This window comes from Halocynthiibacter sp., from assembly GCF_049608145.1.
Taxonomy (GTDB): Bacteria; Pseudomonadota; Alphaproteobacteria; order Rhodobacterales; family Rhodobacteraceae; genus Halocynthiibacter.
Genome location: NZ_JBMYXF010000030.1, coordinates 1 through 20,716, shown reverse-complemented (window position 1 = coordinate 20,716; position 20,716 = coordinate 1). Strand labels below are relative to the sequence as shown.

24 protein-coding genes are annotated in these 20,716 nt (G+C 53.5%); 17 read left to right on the top strand and 7 right to left on the bottom strand.

Annotated features, from left to right (window positions below):
* Positions 1–27: 27 nt before the first annotated feature.
* The 4 genes from ACPGUT_RS10280 to ACPGUT_RS10265 form a co-directional block, all read right to left on the bottom strand.
* A complete protein-coding gene (locus ACPGUT_RS10280) occupies positions 28–1,011 on the bottom strand; it encodes an XdhC family protein (protein WP_423991027.1) in 984 nt (327 codons plus the stop codon).
* 96 nt (positions 1,012–1,107) lie between these two features.
* On the bottom strand, positions 1,108–1,695 hold the full coding sequence (locus ACPGUT_RS10275) for a YeeE/YedE thiosulfate transporter family protein (RefSeq protein ID WP_423991025.1): 588 nt from the start codon (positions 1,693–1,695) through the stop codon (positions 1,108–1,110).
* A gap of 1 nt (position 1,696) precedes the next feature.
* On the bottom strand, positions 1,697–2,251 hold the full coding sequence (locus ACPGUT_RS10270; protein ID WP_423991023.1) for a YeeE/YedE thiosulfate transporter family protein: 555 nt from the start codon (positions 2,249–2,251) through the stop codon (positions 1,697–1,699).
* Between the two features lie 142 nt (positions 2,252–2,393).
* Positions 2,394–3,095 (bottom strand): winged helix-turn-helix transcriptional regulator, encoded by a 702-nt coding sequence (locus tag ACPGUT_RS10265; protein ID WP_423991021.1) that lies wholly within the window; start codon positions 3,093–3,095, stop codon positions 2,394–2,396.
* Positions 3,096–3,242: 147 nt separating this feature from the next.
* On the opposite strand from ACPGUT_RS10265, the gene ACPGUT_RS10260 reads away from it, so the two are divergent.
* Positions 3,243–3,458: a tautomerase family protein gene (locus ACPGUT_RS10260; RefSeq protein WP_423991019.1), complete on the top strand. Its 216-nt coding sequence runs from the start codon at positions 3,243–3,245 to the stop codon at positions 3,456–3,458.
* A 151-nt stretch (positions 3,459–3,609) separates the two neighbouring features.
* On the opposite strand, the gene ACPGUT_RS10255 is transcribed toward ACPGUT_RS10260, so the two are convergent.
* A complete protein-coding gene (locus ACPGUT_RS10255) occupies positions 3,610–3,825 on the bottom strand; it encodes a DUF1127 domain-containing protein (protein WP_423991017.1) in 216 nt (71 codons plus the stop codon).
* A gap of 304 nt (positions 3,826–4,129) precedes the next feature.
* Positions 4,130–4,723 carry a hypothetical protein gene (locus tag ACPGUT_RS10250; protein WP_423991015.1) on the bottom strand — a complete coding sequence of 198 codons (594 nt, stop codon included), beginning with the start codon at positions 4,721–4,723 and terminating at the stop codon, positions 4,130–4,132.
* Positions 4,724–4,903: 180 nt separating this feature from the next.
* Here ACPGUT_RS10250 and pyrC point away from each other — a divergent pair, with 180 nt between their 5' ends.
* From pyrC to ACPGUT_RS10200, 10 genes are all read left to right on the top strand, one after another.
* Entirely contained in the window at positions 4,904–5,944 is a 1,041-nt protein-coding gene (gene pyrC / locus ACPGUT_RS10245; protein ID WP_423991013.1) for a dihydroorotase, read from the top strand.
* Complete coding sequence (locus ACPGUT_RS10240; protein WP_423991011.1) at positions 5,941–6,615, top strand: orotate phosphoribosyltransferase; 675 nt, start codon at positions 5,941–5,943, stop codon at positions 6,613–6,615. The genes pyrC and ACPGUT_RS10240 overlap by 4 nt, the downstream gene beginning before the upstream one ends.
* Positions 6,616–6,849: 234 nt before the next feature.
* Entirely contained in the window at positions 6,850–8,346 is a 1,497-nt protein-coding gene (locus ACPGUT_RS10235; RefSeq protein WP_423991009.1) for a replicative DNA helicase, read from the top strand.
* A gap of 129 nt (positions 8,347–8,475) precedes the next feature.
* Entirely contained in the window at positions 8,476–9,429 is a 954-nt protein-coding gene (locus tag ACPGUT_RS10230; RefSeq protein ID WP_423991007.1) for an isopenicillin N synthase family dioxygenase, read from the top strand.
* A 79-nt stretch (positions 9,430–9,508) separates the two neighbouring features.
* Entirely contained in the window at positions 9,509–10,555 is a 1,047-nt protein-coding gene (gene alr / locus ACPGUT_RS10225; RefSeq protein WP_423991005.1) for an alanine racemase, read from the top strand.
* A 1-nt stretch (position 10,556) separates the two neighbouring features.
* A complete protein-coding gene (locus ACPGUT_RS10220; protein WP_423991003.1) occupies positions 10,557–11,339 on the top strand; it encodes an MlaE family ABC transporter permease in 783 nt (260 codons plus the stop codon).
* The gene (locus tag ACPGUT_RS10215; RefSeq protein WP_423991001.1) at positions 11,336–12,082 is read left to right on the top strand and encodes an ABC transporter ATP-binding protein; all 747 of its coding nucleotides are present in this window, start codon (positions 11,336–11,338) and stop codon (positions 12,080–12,082) included. Before ACPGUT_RS10220 ends, ACPGUT_RS10215 begins: the two co-directional genes overlap by 4 nt.
* 30 nt (positions 12,083–12,112) lie before the next feature.
* Entirely contained in the window at positions 12,113–12,592 is a 480-nt protein-coding gene (locus ACPGUT_RS10210; protein ID WP_423990999.1) for a hypothetical protein, read from the top strand.
* A gap of 24 nt (positions 12,593–12,616) precedes the next feature.
* The gene (locus ACPGUT_RS10205; RefSeq protein ID WP_423990997.1) at positions 12,617–13,003 is read left to right on the top strand and encodes a hypothetical protein; all 387 of its coding nucleotides are present in this window, start codon (positions 12,617–12,619) and stop codon (positions 13,001–13,003) included.
* Between the two features lie 12 nt (positions 13,004–13,015).
* The gene (locus tag ACPGUT_RS10200; protein WP_423990995.1) at positions 13,016–13,468 is read left to right on the top strand and encodes a paraquat-inducible protein A; all 453 of its coding nucleotides are present in this window, start codon (positions 13,016–13,018) and stop codon (positions 13,466–13,468) included.
* Positions 13,469–13,497: 29 nt separating this feature from the next.
* On the opposite strand, the gene ACPGUT_RS10195 is transcribed toward ACPGUT_RS10200, so the two are convergent.
* Positions 13,498–14,823, bottom strand: coding sequence for a hypothetical protein (locus ACPGUT_RS10195; RefSeq protein WP_423990993.1), 1,326 nt, complete (start codon positions 14,821–14,823; stop codon positions 13,498–13,500).
* 211 nt (positions 14,824–15,034) lie between these two features.
* On the opposite strand from ACPGUT_RS10195, the gene radA reads away from it, so the two are divergent.
* The 6 genes from radA to ACPGUT_RS10165 all read left to right on the top strand — a co-directional run bounded on the left by radA (position 15,035) and on the right by ACPGUT_RS10165 (position 20,702).
* A complete protein-coding gene (radA, locus tag ACPGUT_RS10190; protein ID WP_423990991.1) occupies positions 15,035–16,402 on the top strand; it encodes a DNA repair protein RadA in 1,368 nt (455 codons plus the stop codon).
* A 29-nt stretch (positions 16,403–16,431) separates the two neighbouring features.
* Positions 16,432–16,995, top strand: a complete 564-nt coding sequence (locus ACPGUT_RS10185) for a CvpA family protein (protein ID WP_423990989.1) — start codon at positions 16,432–16,434, stop codon at positions 16,993–16,995.
* Positions 16,996–17,174: 179 nt separating this feature from the next.
* A complete protein-coding gene (purF, locus tag ACPGUT_RS10180; protein ID WP_423990987.1) occupies positions 17,175–18,698 on the top strand; it encodes an amidophosphoribosyltransferase in 1,524 nt (507 codons plus the stop codon).
* Positions 18,695–19,159, top strand: a complete 465-nt coding sequence (locus ACPGUT_RS10175) for a DUF1284 domain-containing protein (protein ID WP_423990985.1) — start codon at positions 18,695–18,697, stop codon at positions 19,157–19,159. The genes purF and ACPGUT_RS10175 overlap by 4 nt, the downstream gene beginning before the upstream one ends.
* A 46-nt stretch (positions 19,160–19,205) precedes the next feature.
* On the top strand, positions 19,206–19,997 hold the full coding sequence (locus tag ACPGUT_RS10170) for an arginine deiminase family protein (RefSeq protein ID WP_423990983.1): 792 nt from the start codon (positions 19,206–19,208) through the stop codon (positions 19,995–19,997).
* Positions 19,998–20,048: 51 nt separating this feature from the next.
* Positions 20,049–20,702, top strand: a complete 654-nt coding sequence (locus ACPGUT_RS10165) for an SDR family NAD(P)-dependent oxidoreductase (protein WP_423990981.1) — start codon at positions 20,049–20,051, stop codon at positions 20,700–20,702.
* Positions 20,703–20,716 lie beyond the last annotated feature (14 nt).

Sequence of the window (20,716 nt, the reverse complement as noted above, 5' to 3'; positions counted from 1 at the left end):
GCCCGTTTCATTTGGGATGCCCTATGTTCAGGCCTTGCGCAAAACCTGAACAACTTCAGCCATCACAGACACGGCGATCTCTGCCGGGCTTTTCGCCCCGATATTCAAGCCGACCGGACCAGAAATCCGTTGGATATCCCCGTCTGCAAAGCCCGCAACTTTCAGTCGTTCCACACGTTTGGCATGGGTGCGAGATGAACCAAGGCAACCGATATAGAATGCATCTGATCGCAGGGCGATTTCAATCGCGGGATCGTCCAGTTTGGCATCATGTGTCAGGGTCACAAGCGCCGTGCGAACATCAGGTTTCAGGGTTTTCATTGCCGCATCAGGCCAGTCTTCCATTATGCTTCGACCCGGGAACCGCACGTCTGACCCAAAAACCGGGCGCGGATCAATTAAGGTCACGTCAAATCCCGTGGCTTCGGCCATCGGAACCAGATGCTGCGCAATATGCACAGCCCCGGTTACGATCATACGCAACGGCGGCAGGTGTAAGGCAAGAAAATGGTTGCCACTTGTGCCTGACTGACGTTCTTGCCAACGAGGGGCGGTCATAACCGGCGCGACGAATGTCACCTGGTGATGACCGTTCATCAGGTTCACTTCAGAACCGATCAATTTGCGTTCAGCCCTGCCCTGCACCAGTGCATTTAACTTTGTAATGTTCAGACCTTCGCCATCTGACAAAACCGGTTCAACCAGAACCCGGATCTGCCCGCCACAGGCAAGTCCCACCTCAAATGCATTTTCGTCAGACACACCAAACGTCAGAACCCGGTGTTTGCCATCTTTTATAGCGTCCTGCGCCTCAAGGATCACAGCCCCTTCAACACAGCCCCCGGAAACAGATCCGGTCATGTCGCCATTCCCGGAAATTGCCAGCTGACTGCCAACTGGGCGCGGGGCTGAACCCCAGGTTTCCACAACCGTGGCAAGTGCTGCCCCTGCCCCCGCTTCATAGAATCTCAGGGCGTCTTCGGGGATCTGATCTGTTTTGGTCCGGGTCATCATACGCTCCTGTTACCCGGACAGTATGAAAGCGTTTCGCACAAAAGAAAACCCGCGCAGCCGGGGCCACGCGGGGTCTCTCATGCCTCCAGCTGGTTATACATTAGCAGCGGCAGGTTGTTTTCCAGTGATCTGATTGGGCAGAATAAAGGCCACCACAATGAAAGCCAGTCCCAGCGCAATCCCAAGCAAATCCCCGGGCAGCATTGTCAAACCTTCGTATTTGGCATCCGGCACCGTACCCAAGGTGACTTTGCCCCCCCCGATGTTACCAAGCAGACCAGAACCCTTGATCCCCGGATAGGTCGCCATATATGCCGCAGCCCCCAGAAGACCGCCTGCGATGAACACCAGTGCATCTTTACGCCCGGCAGCGGCCCCGACCAGTGATGTACCCGGGCAGAAACCGGACAGCGCCCAGCCAAATCCCAGCAGCAGACCACCAACAAAAACGCCAACATATGCCGCTTTGACAGACATATGGCCAACATCAACCAAGCCCAACATCTGACCGCCAAACATCAGAACAGAGCCTGTGCCAATCGCAAGCAGGATTGCCTTCATGAGATGAAGATTGGACAGGTTCAACATTTTGCCAATTAGGGTTGGGTTTGCGGCACCAGCGCGGTCAAGAACCGCACCAAAAGCGCCACCAATAACAAGAGCAAGAATAACGGAGGTCATCTTATGCGTCCTTTCTGAAAAGAATCATGGCGGTTGGGATCGCCGCAGCAAATGCGCCCAGCGCGAAGATATAGCCGGACAGGGATGTCTGCATCATGCCGCTCATCATATGGCCCGAGGTACATCCACCAGCCAAACGTGCGCCATACAACACCACAAAACCAGCAAGGAAAGCGGCACCATAGCGCTTCATACAGTTGTCACCAAAGTTTGCCCGCCAGATTGCAGGCATCTCGCGTTCCTGTGTGCCGATACCACCGCGCACAAAGGCCGAAACCGCCCCCCCCACGACCATCGCCACCACAAAAACAAAGCTGTAGTTCAACGGGTTGGCGACATTTTTCGCGTATTTGCCGCCAGATTTTGCAAGATAAGCGTTCGTCGATGTATAACTTCCGTCATCCGCTTGGGTCACAACGGAGCCATCCACCGCATCCCAAAGGATCCCGTCGAGGATCACAAATTGCGTTGAAACACCAATGGGTTTCACCAAAAGCACCGCAAGGAAGAACACCAGCCCAAGGGCAAATCCTCCGGTTTTCCAGTTCAGGGTCATTGCCTGACCTCCTTCATAAGTCCTGATCCGGATGACTCGTATCATCCGGTTTCCAAGGCTCAGATGACCGCAGGCGCATGTACCCTTCAGTGACAAAGTCACCTCAAAATACAAAATCAGAATAAAAAGGGCGTATGTGGGCTTATGCCGATACACCAGGGGCGCTGGCATCGGCATAACAGCTTCGCACCATCCATTTGGTCAGGCTTCGTGCAAGATCGATGTGACCTATCAACGTGATGCGCTCTGCGGCGATTTCATCTTCAAAACGACTGTGCCCCATCCAGGCCGAAGTCAGAGCACGCAACTCGCTGACAACAAACAGATCAACACTGTGGCCCGGGTCAACATAGCAAATGTCCGGATCCAGTCCGGGCTTGATCACCAGCCAGTAATTCGCCACCTCATCCGGAGGGTTCTTCAAAGTAAACTGGATCACACACCGCGGCACAGGCAGGGTATCGCGGTTGATTTTATGGCGAATATTCCACATCAACATCCGCGCATCGAGATATTTCAGGGACACCTCGCTGTCGATATTCTGATGTGCCCACTCCCCCAGTTTATAGATCACCGGCCCAAGGGACACGGCAAGCTCTGTCAGGTGATATTGCGCATGCCCTCCGGCAACATTTTCGCGACGTTCAACCAGCCCATTCCCCTGCATGTCTTTCAGGCGCTTAGACAAAAGTCCCGGAGACATCGCCGGCACACCACGTTGAATTTCACTAAACCGGGTAGAGCCTGAAAACATCTCGCACAGAACCAGCAACGTCCAGCGTGGTTCAATCAGATCCGCCGCCATGGCAATCGGACAAAACCGTGGATATGCAGACTGAGACATGGCTTTCCCTCCTGTTTCAGTGTCTCACAGGACTGCGGCCCACGTCTACTTCAGTTTCTGTAGCGGGTTTCCTACAGTTCCCGCAGTAGAGACCCGCCCACAGATACTTCATCATTTATACATCTGAAACCAAAGGGAGTATTCAAAATGCCACTTGTAGATATCGAACTGATTGAAGGTGTTTTTGACACTGCGCAAAAACAGGAAATGATCGAAAAAGTCACCAATGCAATGGTAGCCATCGAAGGCGAAGCCATGCGTGGTGTGACCTGGGTGCGCGTGAAAGAAGTGCAAAGCGGCCATTGGGGCATCGGGGGCAATACACCCAGTGCAGCCGATATCAAAGCCATGGCCTCTGGATGATCAATCCGGTGTAAAACGATGTGGGGCAAAGCTGCCCCGCCTCTTCTTCAACAGGGTAAACCCGATATCCCAATCAAGTATCCGCACATGAAAAAGCCCCGCTTTTCAGCGAGGCCATCCGTCGTGGGTAATTTCCGTCCGATCACGTAGATCAGATGTAGTAGCGGCCTACGAATACAGCGCGTGCAATGTCTTCGCGCTTAATGCCAATGTCTGCCAGTTCTTGGTCTGATTTGTTTTCCAGCTGACGTACAGTACGCATACGGGACGCACCTTCGGTGATGGCCATCAGGAATGTACCAGTTGCACGCAGGGCGCGGATGGCGAAAGAAGTGGTCGGGCGGGCGGAAGCGATTGCGTATGCCATGTCAAATATCCAGTTCAGCGTTCGGTTTGATGTTCGTCTCTGTGTTGAAACCTATATGGGGGACAGCTGTTCATTTGTGTACCACCGTATTCTGCAATCCCGCTGTGCGTCTGGTGCATGGCATGGTTACTAATCGACTAACATAAAGAACCTGTATAATAGCATCAAGTTTTTGCCATACACGAATGCCAGCCATACCTCATAAAATCAAACGTCGCGAATAGAAGATCAAAAACAAATTTCTCTATTCTGCGCTTTTGCACGCTGATGCGTTTTTATGATATTGGCCCACGGTGTCTTGAGGTCATTTTTCTGGTTGGCAGTAGTCATCCTGATAGGTCAAAATTTCACTTACAAGACTACTGATGTCTTCTTCGGTGGGATTGCGCTCATTATGAAACGTCGCGCTATGCACCAAAAATTGATTATCTGATTCAGCAATGCTCAAGGCCGACGGGGTAATTTCATTGGCGCTTGAGAAGTGAAATAGTTTTCCCGGCTCTTCAACGAAGAACTGAACTATTCCGAAAGCCGCAGTTGCAACGAGTTCGTCCGAGACAGGCCAGTAAATATATGGATGGGTACCATTCAACGTGGTTTTTTGTTCTATTTCGAGCCCGGATAGATTGATCGTAGTGAGAAGCCCTTCCCAGATGCCTTGACTGGGCACGAAAGATACACTCCTTATCGTGAGCTCGCAGTCGGAGATCGTAATTTCACCGTTCCGATCTGTATTTGTGCTTTCTGCTCCGTTGCTCACAGGAGACAGACCTGTGCCGTCAACCCTATCTATTCGTGAAAGCGCATTAATACGGACAGCCTGATCAGCTTGTGACTGTGCAATAACGAGAGTGGGCAAGCACACCAAAGCCACAACAATTTTGAAAATACTTGCCAACATATCTCTCCACAAAAAACCTTCAATTCTTACCTATGGATTGCCATTTCTTTCAGTTCCCTGCAACCATTATCCTAAGACCTAAAGAGACTTCCCCTCCTACACCGCTTTCTGAGCGACTAAATTCATCACCTCCACCTGGCACTGGAATAGCACCGCAAGATTGTGTATGTCGCCCCTATGACCGACTCTCTCACAATCCGCCGTCCCGACGACTGGCATTTGCATCTGCGTGACGGCAGCATGCTAAAAGCTGTCCTGCCCGAAACCACCCGCGATTTTGGCCGTGCCATCATCATGCCCAACTTGGTTCCGCCGGTTGTGCAGGCCGCACAGGCCACAGAATACCGCGACCGCATTCTGGCCGCCCTGCCCGAGGGTGCCGATTTCAAACCGCTGATGACGCTGTACCTAACCGAAGAAAGTGATCCGGCAGATATGCGCGCGGCGTTTGAAAGCGGCCTGATTTCTGCTGTGAAACTTTACCCTGCGGGTGCAACCACAAATTCCTCATCTGGCGTTGCCAACTTTGACAATGTCCGCCCCTGCCTTGAGATGATGGCTGAAACCGGCCTGCCGCTCTGTGTGCATGGCGAAGTCACCGATGCGGATATCGACATCTTTGACCGTGAAGCCGTGTTCATTGATCGCGTGTTAGACCCGATCCGCAAAGCCACCCCCGGTCTGCGCGTTGTCATGGAACATATCACGACCAAAGACGGCGTGGATTATGTTGGCAGTCAGGATGATATGGGCGCGACGATCACGACCCACCACCTGATCATCAACCGCAACCATATCCTTGTGGGTGGGATCAAGCCGCATTACTATTGCCTGCCCGTGGCAAAGCGTGAAGAACACCGCTTGGCCCTGCGTGCGGCTGCAACCTCTGGCAATGCGAAATACTTCCTAGGCACAGACAGTGCACCGCATTTGGATGACGCCAAAGAAAGCGCCTGCGGCTGTGCTGGCTGTTTCACGGCCACCAACACCATGCCCCTTCTGGCCCATGTGTTTGAAGAGGACAACGCATTGGATCAGCTGGAAAATTTCGCGTCTCTCAACGGTCCAGCCTTTTATCGCATGGCCCCGAATGAGGCGACCCTGACCCTGTCCAAAGGCGATGTGAACACCTTCCCCACCCATATTGAAACCGAAGATGGCCCCGTCACTGTGTTTGACCCGGGCTTCCCTGTCCACTGGCACACGAGCACATCATGATCCCTACAAGCTATCCTGACAAATCTACTATCGCCGAAATGACCGCGAAAATGCTGCTGGACATCGAAGCGGTGCATTTTAACGCACGTGAACCTTTCACACTGGCATCCGGTCTGCCCAGCCCGACCTATATCGATTGCCGCAAGTTGATTTCCTTTCCGCGTATCCGGTCTACCCTGATGGATTTTTTGACCTGCACCGTGATGCGCGATGCGGGCCTTGAGAATTACGATAACATCGCCGGTGGCGAAACGGCGGGCATTCCTTTTGCGGCTTTGGTTGCGGAACGTATGGCCCTGCCCATGACATATGTGCGTAAAAAACCAAAGGGGTATGGCCGCAATGCCCGCATTGAGGGTCTGATGTCCGAAGGCGAACGCGTGTTGTTGGTGGAAGACCTGACAACCGATGGCGGTTCCAAACTGTCCTTTGTTGATGCGATCCGCGAAACAGGCGCAACTTGCGACCGCACCGCCGTAATCTTTTACTACGGCATCTTCCCGGAAACTGAGAAAACCCTGTCTGACCATGGTGTTGGACTTAGTTATCTCTGCACCTGGTGGGACGTTTTGAAAGTCGCACGCGATGAGAAACGCTTTGACGAAGAAACCCTGAGCGAGGTCGAAAGCTTCCTGAATGATCCCCGCGCATGGCAAGCGGCCCGCGGCTGACCCTTCTTAATTTCGCATAACAGCTGTATTTCCTGTGGATAGTTTATCCGCAGGGAATCGCAGCATTACCCACAAATATCGCGAAAGACAGGACAAGCTCTACAATATGTAGTAGGATGAACTGTAACCCACAGGTTATCCACAGAACACAGGCCGGGTTATCCACTGTTTTACCCACTTGGGGTCTCTGCGGTGGTCTGTTAGGGACAAAGTCCCGGGGGACAGAGAGATATTATGAACGAATTTGCACGCATCGGCGCCGCTGAACCTGATACAGAAGCGCAAACACAGGAAATCATGCCGCACAACATCGAGGCGGAACAGCAGTTGCTGGGTGCAATCCTGACCAATAACGATGTGTATGACCGCGTGGCCTCCATCATTCAGCCGGGCCATTTCTTTGACCCGGTACATGGCCGAATCTACGAAACAGCCGAAGCGCGCATTCGCAAAAATGCCATCGCATCCCCCGTCACGCTGAAGGCCTTCCTTGAAAAAGACGAGGGCCTCGCGGAATTGGGCGGCCCTGCCTATCTTGTGAACCTTGCCGGTGCGTCGATCTCTGCTTTTGCCGCACGCGACTATGCCCAGCTGATCTACGATCTCGCGATCCGACGTGAACTGATCCGTATTGGCCGCAATATCGCGGACAAAGCGTCTACCGTTGACGTAGACAGTGAACCGGCAGAACAAATCGTCGAAGCGGAACAAACCCTATATTCCCTGTCCGAACAGGGCCAGACCGATAGCGGTTTTCAGTCATTCCTGTCCGCCGTCACCGAAGCCGTAAATTCCGCAAACGCCGCTTATCAGCGCGGCGGCGGTCTGGCTGGTGTATCCACCGGCCTGATTGATCTCGATAAAAAACTTGGTGGTCTGCACCCTTCTGACCTTCTGATCCTTGCGGGCCGTCCTTCCATGGGGAAGACGTCTCTTGCGACCAACATCGCCTATAACGTCGCCAAAGCCTATAAAAAGGGCAAGCTTTCTGATGGCTCCATTGGTGCTGTCGAAGGCGGTGTTGTGGGTTTCTACAGCCTTGAAATGTCCGCAGAACAGCTGGCGTCGCGTATTCTGTCTGAAGCCTCAGAGGTCCCCAGCCAGCAGATCCGTCGTGGTGATATGACGGAAGAAGAATTCCGCCGTTTTGTCGATGCTGCTAAGGATCTGGAATCCTGCCCACTGTTTATCGATGACACCCCCGCCCTGCCCATTTCTCAGCTGGCCGCACGTGCGCGTCGTCTGAAACGGACCCATGGCCTGGATCTTCTGGTTATTGACTATCTGCAGCTTTGTCGTGGTACGGCCGAAAACCGGGTGAACGAAATTTCCGAAATCACCATGGGTATGAAAGCGATCGCCAAGGAACTGAACGTTCCCGTCATCGCCCTGTCCCAGCTTTCTCGTCAGGTGGAAAGCCGCGAAGATAAACGCCCGCAACTGTCTGACCTTCGTGAATCCGGCTCGATTGAGCAGGATGCCGACGTGGTTATGTTCGTGTATCGTGGCGAGTATTATAAAGAACGTGAAAAACCAAACGATCACGAACTGGATAAAATTGCCGAGTGGCAGGAAGAAATGGAAGAACTGCACGGCAAAGCGGATGTCATCATCGGCAAACAGCGTCACGGCCCTATTGGCGACGTACAGCTGTCATTTGAAGGCCAGTTCACACGCTTTGGCAACCTTGTGAAGCCATGGCAGAATGACAGCGACGATCAAGGTTTCTGATTTGCGCTTGCTCTTTGCATATCTTGTGGTGATTGAACGCCACTACGGCCACCGCCGGAAACGCTTTGAAGGATAGCGATGGGGCATTTCGCCCCTGACCCTCTCTGAAATCAAAGCGAAAGATATGAAATGACTGAATTTTCCGAAATTCCGGTGATCGACATCACCGGTCTGACCGACGTGCCATCCGATGATCTCGTGGCACAATTCCGCAAAGCATATGGTGAAACCGGCTTTGGCTATATCACCGGCCACGGTATTGATCAGGATCTGATTGATGCGGTGTTTGCAGCTTCGGCGCGTTTTCACGCCCTTCCTGCGGACCAAAAACAAGCGCTTGCACTGGACAGTGGTCATCGGGGTTATATCGCGATCAACACCTCAACTGACGTGAACTCTGCCCATGCAAAGGTCACCAAGCCCAATCAATCCGCCAGCCTGATGATGTTGCGTGAAGATGCTGTGCATGATCCTGATGTGTATCTGTCCGGCCCCAATCAATGGCCGGATCTGGAAGGCTTTCGCGATCTGATGCTGCGTTACAAAACAGAGATGTCCGATCTTGGACGCCGTCTTATGCGCCTTGCAGTTCTTGCCGCAGGGGCTGATCCAGAACCCGTTTTGCGTGACGGGTTTGAAACGCCAACCACCTGGCTGCGCTTGCTGCATTATCCACCGACGGATCCCCTTGGGCCGGATGACCTATTTGGTTCTGCCCCCCATAATGATTTCGGTTGTCTGACCCTTCTGGCGCAGGATGGCATTGGTGGCCTTCAGGTCAAAACACCCGCAGGCAACTGGGTGGATGCCCCCAAAATAGACGGCAGTTTTGTGGTGAATGTCGGTGATATGTTGCATCGCATGTCAAACGGCCGTCTGTTGTCGACCCCGCATCGTGTCATCAACAGATCCGGGCGTGAACGTTATTCCGTGCCGTTCTTCTTTGATCCGCACGTCAGCTATGACATCACGCCCCTGCCCGGCACCGGCACGCCGCAATATGGACCATTGAACTTTGGTGATTTTCTGCGCGGCGAATTGGAAGCTGGCTATGAAGCCCATAAAGACGCAAAAAGCGTATAATTTCATCAAACCTTGGCCCGCAGCAATTGTTGCGGGCCTTTTGTCTTGACCATCTTGTGAGAACTCGCAAAACAGCGCTATGGGCACAGGAATTTTGACAATTAGCCCCGATGCGCTGGCGAAAAACTGGCAGGCGCTGGATGGGATGAGCGACCGCAGTGTGGAAACCACCGCTGTGGTAAAAGCAGATGGCTATGGGTTGGGCGCAGGTATTGTTGCCGAAAGATTGATGCGCGAAGGCGTAGGCATATTCTTCGTCGCAGCAACAGAAGAAGGCGTGGCCCTTCGTAAAGCTATTGGTGACACAGCAGATATTCGCATTCTGTCAGGCCATATGGCCGGTGACACCGATATGTTGCGCGATTTCAACCTGACGCCCATGCTGAATTCCGTTGATCAGATCAACCGTCACTTTGCCACCCTGCCCGATCATGCCTTTGGCGTGCAACTGGACAGTGGTATGAACCGTCTGGGGTTGGAACCTGTGGAATGGGACAGTGTGAAAACCGATACTCTCACACGCGGCCCGGTCCTGCTGATGAGTCACCTTGCCTGCGCTGATGACCCCGAAAATCCGCTGAACACACAACAACTGGCGTGTTTCCGTGACATGACCGATGGGTTGGATGTGCCACGCTCCCTAGCGGCGACCGGCGGTATTTTGCTTGGTTCCGATTATCACTTTGATCTGGTGCGTCCAGGCGTTGGTCTGTATGGTGGCGTCCCCTTCGTTGACGCCACACCCGTTGTGCATCTTTCCCTGCCGGTCATCCAGACACGCGATGTCACGCCTGCTGAATATGTTGGCTATGGTAACGGTTGGCAGGCCCAAACCCCTACAAAAATTGCGACTCTCGCTGCAGGTTACGCAGACGGTCTGATCCGCGCCATGGGTGGACACGCCACGCAGGTTTATGCTGGCACCACCCCTTGCGAAGTTCTGGGACGCGTGTCCATGGACATGCTGACCGTGGATGTCACGCATCTGGATGAGGTGCCGGAAAGCCTCGATATTCTGTGCCCCCATCAGACTGTTGACGATCTGGCTGACAAAGCCGGGACCATCGGCTATGAGATCCTGACAAGTCTTGGCGCACGGTACACGCGTCGTATTCTGGGAGAGTAAGATGAACCCTGCCACGCTTCTGGCAGCACTTGGACGTCCCGCACTCGCGCTTCTCGCTGCGATTGGGCGTCTGACACTGTTCGTGACAGACACGCTCAGCCATCTGTTTCGCCCACCATTCTACCTGCGAGAACTGCGCGATGCGCTGATCTCAGTCGGTTATTTTTCCCTGCCCGTTGTGGGATTGACGGCCTTCTTCACGGGCGGAGCGCTGGCCTTGCAGATCTATTCTGGTGGAGCGCGCTTCAACGCCGAAGCCGTGGTGCCCCAGATCGTCGCCATTGGTATGGTACGTGAACTTGGGCCCGTTCTGGCTGGTCTGATGATTGCCGCCCGTGTGACATCGTCCATTGCGGCTGAAATCGCGACCATGAAGGTGACCGAACAGATCGACGCGCTTGTCACCCTATCCACAAACCCGATGAAATACCTCACCCTGCCCCGCGTTCTGGCCGCAACCATTGCTGGACCGATCCTTGTGGGCATAGCCGACATCATCGGCATCTTTGGCGGCTATACAGTGGCCACCGGGCGTTTGGGCTTCAACACCGCCGCCTACCTGCAAAACACCGTAGATTTCATCCAGTTCACTGACATCACATCTTCCCTTGTTAAAGGCGCTGTCTTTGGCTTCATCGCCGCGATGATGGGGTGTTATTACGGCATGAATTCCGGCCGTGGCGCACAGGGTGTGGGCCGGGCAACGAAACTTTCTGTGGTGGCTGCAGCCGTGATGATCCTGGCTGCGAACTACATGCTGACGGGGCTGTTCTTTACATCATGATTAAGCTCGACAACGTATATAAATCTTTTGGAAACAACCACGTGCTGCGCGGCGTCGATCTTGAGATCCCGCGCGGGGAAAGCATGGTTGTGATCGGTGGCTCCGGCACTGGGAAATCTGTGACCTTGAAATCTGTGCTGGGCCTTGTGACGCCTGACAGCGGCACGATTACCCTGGATGGTGAAGATGTCACCAAAGCCGAACGAGACGCTTTCCTTGCGCGTTTCGGTATGCTCTTTCAGGGTGGCGCGCTGTTTGACAGTCTTACCATCTGGGAAAACGTCGCCTTCCGCCTGCTGCGCGGATCGCTAAAGCGCCCCAAGGCGGAAGCGCGTGAAATTGCGATTGAGAAGCTGCGCCGCGTCGGTCTAAAATCCGAAGTGGCGGATCAGTTCCCGTCTGAACTATCCGGCGGTATGCAAAAACGTGTGGGGCTTGCCCGAGCGATTGCGGCAGAACCCGAAATCATCTTTTTCGATGAACCCACCACGGGCCTAGATCCGATCATGTCTGGCGTGATCAATGAGTTGATCCGCGAGATTGTTGTCGAAATGGGCGCAACTGCCATGACGATTACCCATGACATGACCAGCGTGCGCGCGATTGCCGATAAAGTCGCCATGTTGCACGAAGGTGTGATCCAGTGGACTGGCCCGGTATCCGAGATGGACACATGCGGCGACCCCTATGTGGAGCAATTCATCCATGGCCGCGCAGATGGCCCGATTGAAGCGGTGCGTTAAACTGGCTCGAGGTCAAAAGGACATTTTCAGATGATTGCAATCCTTGCCCTTGGCCTTGCGGTTATCGCTGCCCCTGCCGGTTTTCTGATCTCTGCCGGGGTTGCAGCATTTCAGACCCAGGGCTGGCGGCGCAGGTTATCGATACTGTTTCTCACTCTCACCGCTTTGACCGTGCTGTTTTTTGTCCTGATTGAGGGGCGTTATTATTTCGGTTTCTCCGGCGCGGACGTCCTTGATGGCTGGGACTGGAAGATGTACCGCCTGTTTGAGTTCTTCTCGGCAGCCTGTGGTGCTGGTGCCGCCCTGTGTATTTATCTGGCCCATACCCACTGGCCGGTGACGTCACGCCTTGTGAACCTGCCTGCAACCATCGGCATGGTGCTGAGTGTAGCGGGATTTATCATTTACGCAGGGGCAGAAGTTCTTCCGAAAATTTTCAATGGTGCGGATATGACCTATCTTCACGAAGCAACCGAAACATTTGAGAATAGCGTTATCACAGCGGTTTAAGACATTAATCATAGGTAATAATTTATGAACGCATCACCAGTCGCTGAATTCATGGAATTGCTCATGATACTTGGCCTGCTCACACTGCCGGTGGGTTTTTTGGTTTCCACAGTAATGGCCGTCCTTCGAACAAACGGTCCAAGGCGCAAAATATCCATTCTGATACTTGGACTGGTCACTCTATTTCTGTGCCTTATTTTCACGGTAATAGCCTTTGATAATCAGATCCATTACCGGCTTGAGAACATGCTCTTCGGCACCGCTGCTGTTATAGCGACTGTCGCGATTTTCTGTGCTTACCTGGCGCATACCTACTGGCCCACAAAGCTGCGCGCTGTAAATCTTCCAGCTACCTTGGGTATGGGAGGAATTTGCCTGACCCTCGTAACAATGCTCCTTACCCAGATTTAATCCCACTTTCAGATGAGACCTGTTTTGCCCCTTAAACTTCTAAACCTATCCTTGCTCATCCTTTTTCCCCTCGCATGGTTCGCGCCACTGTTGCGGGCGGGGTTATTGCCCCTTTTCGGTCTATCGGAAATCACCGTGGTTTCTGGACTGCAAAGCCTCTGGGAAAGCGACGTTATCCTCGCGCTACTCGTATCCTTCCTTGCCATCTTCGCGCCCTATCTGAAAACCATTGGCTTGGCGTTGATCCACTTTGGTCTGCTCAAGCGCAAGACCCTGCCCGTCCTCAACATCATGGGCAAGTTGGCGATGGCAGATGTCTTCCTGATCGCGCTTTACATCGTTGTCATCAAAGGCATTGGCATTGGCAAAGTCGAAACTGCGTGGGGCTTGTATCTGTTCACGGGCTGTATTCTGGCATCCCTTGCTGTGTCCTTCCTGACAGAAAAGAAAAAGGCGCCCATTTAAGGCGCCTTTCAATTTCATATCATCTGTGATCAGAAGCGAAAATCAATCCCCGCCTGCACTGTCTTGCGAATGGCATCACCACCAAGACCGCCGACTTCGCCCCTGAGGTACACATTGGATCCATTGGCCAAGCCGTAATCAAAGCTGACATTGATCGCGCCTGTGAACCCGTCGCTGCCGTAATGGCTGGCGGATAGGTTATCGAGATTGCCAACGTCGTTATAGTCGATGGATCCCCCGATTGAGCTGTTCACATTGCCGTTCTGCATCTCATAACGCGCCCCAAGAGAGGCGTAACTCCAAGTGGAATGCGTATTCGCAAGCCCAGCCAATGTGCCCGTGCCTTCGTCGATATCCTGACGACCAAAGCCCGCGCCAAATTCACCGACCAACTGTTGCCCACCCAGCGTAAAACCACGTTCCAGCGACAGGTTAATGCCACGTGTGTCGCCTTCGGCAGAGCCGGCACCATCCGCCGTATCAAGATCAAGCTGACCAAAACTCAGCGAGACGGAACCTGTGGTTTTGCCCAATTGGAAGCCAAGATACGGTTGGATCGTCAGACTTTCACCTTTCAGATCAGACGTGGCATTGCGCACTGAAAAATCACTGTATCCAAGGGCCGCGCCAAGTAACATTCCGTTTTCTAGCTGAAAATCAAAGCCACCCTGCAGTGTCGGAAAACGCCCTTCCAAATCGGTGCCATCGATAGCCGTGTAATCCGCCTGAAACCATGTGCGACCAGACCCACTTTTCAAGCCAGCAAACGGTGTGTTGCGACTAACCACAGCTCCATCAGATTGTATTCCGCCTTTGATCGCAGAAAAGATCGATGCTGAAAGTGCCTGAGCAACTTCATTGGCAGCGACAATGCCTTGTTCCTGCGCGATCTGATCTAAGATTGGTCCCCAGCCGAGTGTCGCCCCCAAAAGAGAGAATGTATAGTATCCGATTGCCCCGTCAGCTTGCACTCCATCGGCACCAATGAGCAACGTATACTTTCCAGGAGGCAGGGTTGTCAGGTCCATCGTTTGACCTTCGTCAAAAATATTAATAATCACTGGAGACGGCGTGGTCCTAGGGTCGAACACTGTGCCCTCGTCATACACCCTGATAATTCCCCAATCAGAAAAACCAATTGCATAGTTTGCGTCACTCAGATAGATGCACCGCCCAGGCACGTCTTCAATGACAATTTGAAATATGTCATGAGCCGTATTGATACCCGTTCCTTGTGAAATCAGATTAGCCTGTGTTTCAGCGTTACTCACTTCACCAGAAACCGTTATACCATCACAAGGTGCACTTACTGCAGCCGCAGAAGAAGTCATCGCCAAACCTGCGATACCAGCCATTCCCAACTTAAGAGATAAATTATGTAAAGTATGTATATTAAGCATTTCCGTTCCCCCGTTTTACACTGCTCCCCAGCAGCCCCCAATTTCATTAGTAATCAAATGTGTTTAAAAAGCGGCGCAAACTGTTCCATTTCAGGTCTCAGGGTACCCCAAGGAAACAAATCCCCATTCCTGTTGCCCTTTCGTTCCCTCCAGGGCACAAAGCAGTATGGCGAAAACGATAATCTCATATAATTGCTCGGCCTGCGGGACTGCGCATAAGAAATGGGCCGGACAATGCGACGGCTGCGGCGAGTGGAACACACTGGTTGAAGAAGCCCCTATGTCCGCAGGTCCTGCGTCCAGCTCATTAGGTGCTGCACGCGGGCGCAAAGTACCGTTGATGGATCTTGATGGCGACATTGAACTGCCACCCCGCACCCTGTCCGGCGTTCAGGAATTGGATCGGGTTTTGGGCGGTGGGCTTGTGGCCTCTTCCGCAGTGCTTGTGGGCGGCGACCCCGGCATTGGGAAATCGACCCTACTTTTGCAAGCCGCTGCACGATTTGCGCGCAATGGGCTAAAGGTTGTCTATATCTCGGGCGAGGAAGCCTCGGCCCAAGTGCGCATGCGCGCCCAGCGTCTTGGGGTTGAGAAATCCCCCGTGCTTCTGGGCACCGAAACCAGCCTGCGCGATATTCTGACCACGCTGGAAAATGAAAAACCTGATCTCGCGGTAATTGATTCCATTCAAACCATGTGGGCGGATAATGTCAGCTCTGCCCCGGGATCTGTCAGTCAGGTGCGCGCCGCCGCACACGAATTAACCACCTTTGCCAAACGCAAGGGCATGGCAATTGTGTTGGTCGGCCACGTCACCAAGGAAGGCCAAATCGCGGGGCCGCGTGTTGTGGAACATATGGTCGATACGGTTTTGTATTTCGAAGGCGAGCGCGGCCATCAGTTCCGCATTTTGCGCGCGGTCAAGAACCGCTTTGGTGCGACGGATGAAATCGGTGTGTTTGAAATGACAGGCAAAGGCCTGCGTGAAATCAAAAACCCTTCTGCTCTGTTTCTGGCAGATCGCGACAATGCTCAACCTGGATCCGTGGTCTTCGCAGGGATCGAAGGCACGCGCCCAGTGCTTGCAGAATTTCAAGCGCTGGTATCCCCATCCCCACACAGCCAATCCAAACGCACGGTTGTAGGCTGGGACAGCGGGCGGCTTGCGATGATTCTTGCGGTGCTCGAATCGCGCTGCGGCATTCCCTTTGCCGGGCTTGATGTTTACCTGAATGTCGCCGGCGGGCTGAAAGTTACGGAACCCGCCGCAGATCTGGCTGTTGCCGCCGCGCTACTTTCCGCAAGGGAAGACACAGCTTTGCCTGCAGATACTGTCGTTTTCGGGGAAATCAGCCTATCAGGGGCCCTGAGACCCGCTGGTCAGACAGAAAACAGGTTGAAAGAAGCCGAAAAACTTGGTTTTTCAGGTGCAATTGTCCCGTCACGAAGTAAGACAGGTACAGGATCCGGGCTTCAGATTACACAGTTTGCCGATCTGGCAGGGTTCACGGAACAGACATTTGCTGCCGAATAAACGGCAAAAAGATCGCCAAAGGAGCGACCATGGAAGGTTTTACAATCATTGACGGCATCGCAGCTGCTGTCATCATCCTGTCAGCCCTGCTTGCATATTCGCGCGGGCTTGTACGGGAAGTCTTATCCATTGGCGGCTGGATCGGTGCGACGATCCTTGCCTATATGTTCGCCGCATCTGTTCAGCCACTACTGGCGCAGGTTCCGGTTCTGAACGGTTTCGTCGAAGGCCAATGTGAACTGGCGCTTTTGATCAGCTTTGCGGTTGTGATGGTGATCGGGCTTTTGCTGTTTTCCATCTTCACCCCCCTGTTTTCCGGCGCTGTTCAGCGATCCTTCTTGGGCGGGATCGATCAGGGCCTTGGTTTTCTTTTTGGGGTCGGACGCGGCATTCTGCTGATCGTGATTGCACTGATGGCTTATGACTTCATCAACCCCGGTGAACCCGTTCCGATGGTTGCCGACAGCCGTACAGCGGCGGTGTTTGGCAATCTGACCACACAGGTCGAAGATCAGGTTCCATCGGATGTGCCGGGTTGGCTGCAGTCCCGCTATAACAGCTTCATTTCCAGCTGCGAGGCCCCAGCAGGCTGATACAAATACATAGTTTTTCCGAAGGCCGGGGCATTCATTTGCCCCGGCCTTTTATTTTTTCCATCACGAAAGCAGAGTTTTCTGTGACTCTTTGATGACAGAAGGCTTTGAGCCGACTATGAGAGGGCAACGCCACGCCGAGGGGATTCGCGCCCCCGGACAAACGGAGCTGCTGCCACATGCGCAACCTGCCACGACGTTCGCCCCTTTCTTCCAACAGCCCAGATGTGCCTGATATTGCGGAAACCAAACCGTTTTACGCGCACCCATTTGACGACAGCAAACTGAAAGAAGAATGCGGTGTCTTTGGGGTCGTCGGTGTCAAAGACGCCGCCAACTTTGTTGCGTTGGGCCTGCACGCCCTACAACACCGAGGCCAGGAAGCCGGCGGCATCGTTTCACATTGCCCCGATCAAGGCTTCAATTCTGCCCGCCGTTTTGGCTATGTCCGGGACAACTTCACCAAAGCCAGCCTGATGGAAACCCTACCTGGGCCTGTTGCGATTGGGCATGTTCGCTATTCCACCGCTGGTTCAAAAGGTGCGGTCATCCGGGATGTTCAGCCATTTTTTGGTGAGTTTTCCATGGGCGGCGCTGCAGTTGCACACAATGGTAACCTGACAAACGCCAATGCGCTGCGCAAGGAACTGATTGAACGCGGCTCTATCTTCCAATCCTCATCCGACAGTGAATGTATCATTCACCTGATGGCCCGTTCTCTGCAACGCAACATCCCAGAACGTATGGAAGATGCGCTGCGTCGTGTAGAAGGCGCGTTTTCTATTGTCGCCATGACCCGCACCAAACTGATGGGTGTGCGTGATCCGCATGGTGTTCGGCCGCTCGTGTTAGGCAAAATCGGTGATGGCTGGGCCCTGTCTTCTGAAACCTGCGCACTCGACATCATTGGTGCGGAATATGTCCGCGATGTTGAGCCCGGCGAAATGGTTGTCATCACCGAAGAGGGTGTCGAAAGCCACTTCCCCTTCCGCCCTCAGCCACCCAAATTCTGCATCTTTGAACACGTCTATTTCTCGCGTCCGGACAGCATCATCGGCGGCCAATCCGTCTATGAAACCCGCCGCCAAATCGGTGTGGAACTGGCCCGTGAAACACCTGTTGAGGCAGATCTTGTTTGCCCCGTGCCAGATAGTGGTACTCCGGCCGCGATCGGTTTTTCTCAGGAAAGCGGTATTCCCTACGCGATGGGCATCATCCGCAACCAGTATATGGGACGGACGTTTATTGAGCCAACCGAACAAATCCGCAATATGGGGGTGCGGCTGAAACTGAACGTGAACCGCGCGCTTATCAAAGGCAAGCGGGTGATCCTTGTGGACGATTCCGTTGTACGCGGCACCACATCCCGCAAGATCAAGGATATGATCCTAGATGCAGGCGCGGCAGAAGTGCATTTCCGGATTGCATCCCCTCCCACTGCCTGGCCTTGTTTCTACGGTGTAGATACGCCCCAGCGCGAAAAGCTTCTGGCGGCAACTATGTCAGAAGAGGAAATGCGCGATCACCTTGGCGTGGATAGCCTCAAGTTCATCTCACTTGACGGCCTGTACCGTGCGGCTGGTCAGAAAAAAGGCCGTAAAAAGTCTTGCCCACAATATTGCGATGCATGCTTCTCTGGCGAATATCCTGTGACACCTGCGGATATGCTGGAAAAGGGATTTGAAATGAAGGCTGCCGAGTGAGCAAAACGAATTCTTCAGAGAATTCAACACGGATTGTCCCCGATAATCCGACACCTACGGTGCAATTTCGCCCCCATCACTTCCTCTGTGCCCTCGGGTTTCAGGGGAAGGGATATTCCGATGATTTCACCGCCAATATGGTGCAGATCGTTGATGAAACCCTGCGCGCACCTGGCGGGGATGATCAGCAGATTGAAGTCGTGCGAAATACCGATGATATCTGTGCCCCCTGCCCAAAACGTCGCGGATTGCGCTGTAGCAACCAGGATGGCATCGACAAACTCGACAAAGCCCATCTGCGTGCTCTAAAGCTTGAATATGGCAATACACTGACCTGGGGTGAAGCCAAGGACCGTATCCGGAAACATATCGCCCCCGAGGGCTTGCAGGTGATCTGTTCCGGCTGTCAGTGGCTGCAATATGGCATGTGCGAATCCGCCGTGCGAAAACTGCGGAGTTGATCCTTAAACCTACTGCGGCAATAGTCAGCTAAAAGGGGAGATCTCCATGTCATTTTCATATTCATTCAGCCATGCCATCTGTCGCCGTCCCGGCGCATCAGCCACCCATGGCTTGCGTGCGGTGGATACGGGAACGCCTGACATTGATCTATTTATCCAGCATCACGACGATTATGTCTTGGCCCTAAAATCGACTGGGGCCCATGTCACTGAACTTGCCGCCGATGAAACCTTCCCTGATGGCTGTTTTGTTGAAGATGCCGCGCTTTGCCTTCCGGAACTGGCCATAGTGATGCGGCCCGGCACGTCGTCCCGCATTGGTGAGGCCGCATTGATGAAACCGGAACTTGAGAAACACTATCAATGCGTCGCCGAAATCACCCGAGGACATATTGAAGGCGGAGATATCCTTGTCACCGATCGTGAAATTCTGATCGGCAGCTCTGATCGCACGGATCAGGAAGGTGTTGAAAACTTGCGCGAAATCGTTGCCCCTTATGGGTATATGATCCGAATGGTACAGACACCGCCAGGCGTTCTGCATTTTAAAACGGATTGTTCTTTGCTGGATGAACATACGATCTTGTCGACAAGACGCCTGGCAGACAGCGGATGCTTTGAAGGCTACAACGTCATCCATGTCGCCGACGGTGAAGAAGCCTGCGCCAATGCGATCCGGTTTAATGATCTCGTGATCATGCCCGCTGGTTTCCCTGAAACGCGGTCAGTCCTGACCCATGCTGGATTTAGTATTCGCGAAGTCGGCAACAGCGAAGCCGCCCGACTGGATGGTGGCATGTCCTGCCTTTCTCTGCGTTTTTCACCCCCTGCGACGTAACGCATCGCTGTGCCTCTCGACACTGTTGCGCGGGAAGGCTAGGAAGCTTCTATGACCGAGATTACACAAAAGACCGCCCTTATCACCGGAGCATCCCGCGGCCTTGGCGCAGCACTTGCGCTGGCGCTTGCTCCCACCCATCATATCATCGCCGTTGCCCGTACCCAGGGCGGGCTTGAGGATCTGGATGATAATATCAAAGCCCTAGGCGGCACGGCCACGCTGGTACCTATGGATCTGACCGATGAAGGGGCCTGCGAATACCTTGGTGGATCGCTTGCACAACGTTGGGGTGGTGTTGATCTCTGGGCGCATACAGCAATCCATGGTGCACCTCTGACACCTGCGTCCCACATTGATAACAAAGACTTCGACAAAAGCCTTGCTGGAAATGTGAACATGACGCGTTTCCTGATCCGCGCAATAGAACCCCTATTGCTTGCCCAGAAGGGTCGGGCAGTTTTCTTTGAAGATGAAAGCATTGGAGCGAAATTTTACGGCAGCTACGGAACAACAAAAGGGGCGCAAATGGCCCTGGTCCGAAACTGGCAGGCGGAAGGTGCGAAGAACGGTCCAGAGGTTCTGATCAGCAAACCTGCTGCGATGCCAACAGGCCTGCGCGCGCGTTTTTATCCCGGCGAAGATAAGTCTGTACTGGCCAGTCCGCAGGATGAAGCCGCAAAAGTTGTGAAACTGCTGGGCTGAACTGTCGGATTTCC

Coding starts and splice junctions, on each gene's coding strand:
- ACPGUT_RS10255 (WP_423991017.1), bottom strand. CDS start 3,825: ATGGCATACGCAATCGCTTCCGCCCGCCCGACCACTTCTTTCGCCATC.
- pyrC (WP_423991013.1), top strand. CDS start 4,904: ATGACCGACTCTCTCACAATCCGCCGTCCCGACGACTGGCATTTGCAT.
- ACPGUT_RS10265 (WP_423991021.1), bottom strand. CDS start 3,095: ATGTCTCAGTCTGCATATCCACGGTTTTGTCCGATTGCCATGGCGGCG.
- purF (WP_423990987.1), top strand. CDS start 17,175: ATGCGCAACCTGCCACGACGTTCGCCCCTTTCTTCCAACAGCCCAGAT.
- ACPGUT_RS10215 (WP_423991001.1), top strand. CDS start 11,336: ATGATTAAGCTCGACAACGTATATAAATCTTTTGGAAACAACCACGTG.
- ACPGUT_RS10205 (WP_423990997.1), top strand. CDS start 12,617: ATGAACGCATCACCAGTCGCTGAATTCATGGAATTGCTCATGATACTT.
- ACPGUT_RS10210 (WP_423990999.1), top strand. CDS start 12,113: ATGATTGCAATCCTTGCCCTTGGCCTTGCGGTTATCGCTGCCCCTGCC.
- ACPGUT_RS10195 (WP_423990993.1), bottom strand. CDS start 14,823: ATGGCTGGTATCGCAGGTTTGGCGATGACTTCTTCTGCGGCTGCAGTA.
- ACPGUT_RS10235 (WP_423991009.1), top strand. CDS start 6,850: ATGAACGAATTTGCACGCATCGGCGCCGCTGAACCTGATACAGAAGCG.
- alr (WP_423991005.1), top strand. CDS start 9,509: ATGGGCACAGGAATTTTGACAATTAGCCCCGATGCGCTGGCGAAAAAC.
- ACPGUT_RS10185 (WP_423990989.1), top strand. CDS start 16,432: ATGGAAGGTTTTACAATCATTGACGGCATCGCAGCTGCTGTCATCATC.
- radA (WP_423990991.1), top strand. CDS start 15,035: ATGGCGAAAACGATAATCTCATATAATTGCTCGGCCTGCGGGACTGCG.
- ACPGUT_RS10260 (WP_423991019.1), top strand. CDS start 3,243: ATGCCACTTGTAGATATCGAACTGATTGAAGGTGTTTTTGACACTGCG.
- ACPGUT_RS10170 (WP_423990983.1), top strand. CDS start 19,206: ATGTCATTTTCATATTCATTCAGCCATGCCATCTGTCGCCGTCCCGGC.
- ACPGUT_RS10165 (WP_423990981.1), top strand. CDS start 20,049: ATGACCGAGATTACACAAAAGACCGCCCTTATCACCGGAGCATCCCGC.
- ACPGUT_RS10230 (WP_423991007.1), top strand. CDS start 8,476: ATGACTGAATTTTCCGAAATTCCGGTGATCGACATCACCGGTCTGACC.
- ACPGUT_RS10275 (WP_423991025.1), bottom strand. CDS start 1,695: ATGACCTCCGTTATTCTTGCTCTTGTTATTGGTGGCGCTTTTGGTGCG.
- ACPGUT_RS10220 (WP_423991003.1), top strand. CDS start 10,557: ATGAACCCTGCCACGCTTCTGGCAGCACTTGGACGTCCCGCACTCGCG.
- ACPGUT_RS10270 (WP_423991023.1), bottom strand. CDS start 2,251: ATGACCCTGAACTGGAAAACCGGAGGATTTGCCCTTGGGCTGGTGTTC.
- ACPGUT_RS10240 (WP_423991011.1), top strand. CDS start 5,941: ATGATCCCTACAAGCTATCCTGACAAATCTACTATCGCCGAAATGACC.
- ACPGUT_RS10200 (WP_423990995.1), top strand. CDS start 13,016: ATGAGACCTGTTTTGCCCCTTAAACTTCTAAACCTATCCTTGCTCATC.
- ACPGUT_RS10280 (WP_423991027.1), bottom strand. CDS start 1,011: ATGACCCGGACCAAAACAGATCAGATCCCCGAAGACGCCCTGAGATTC.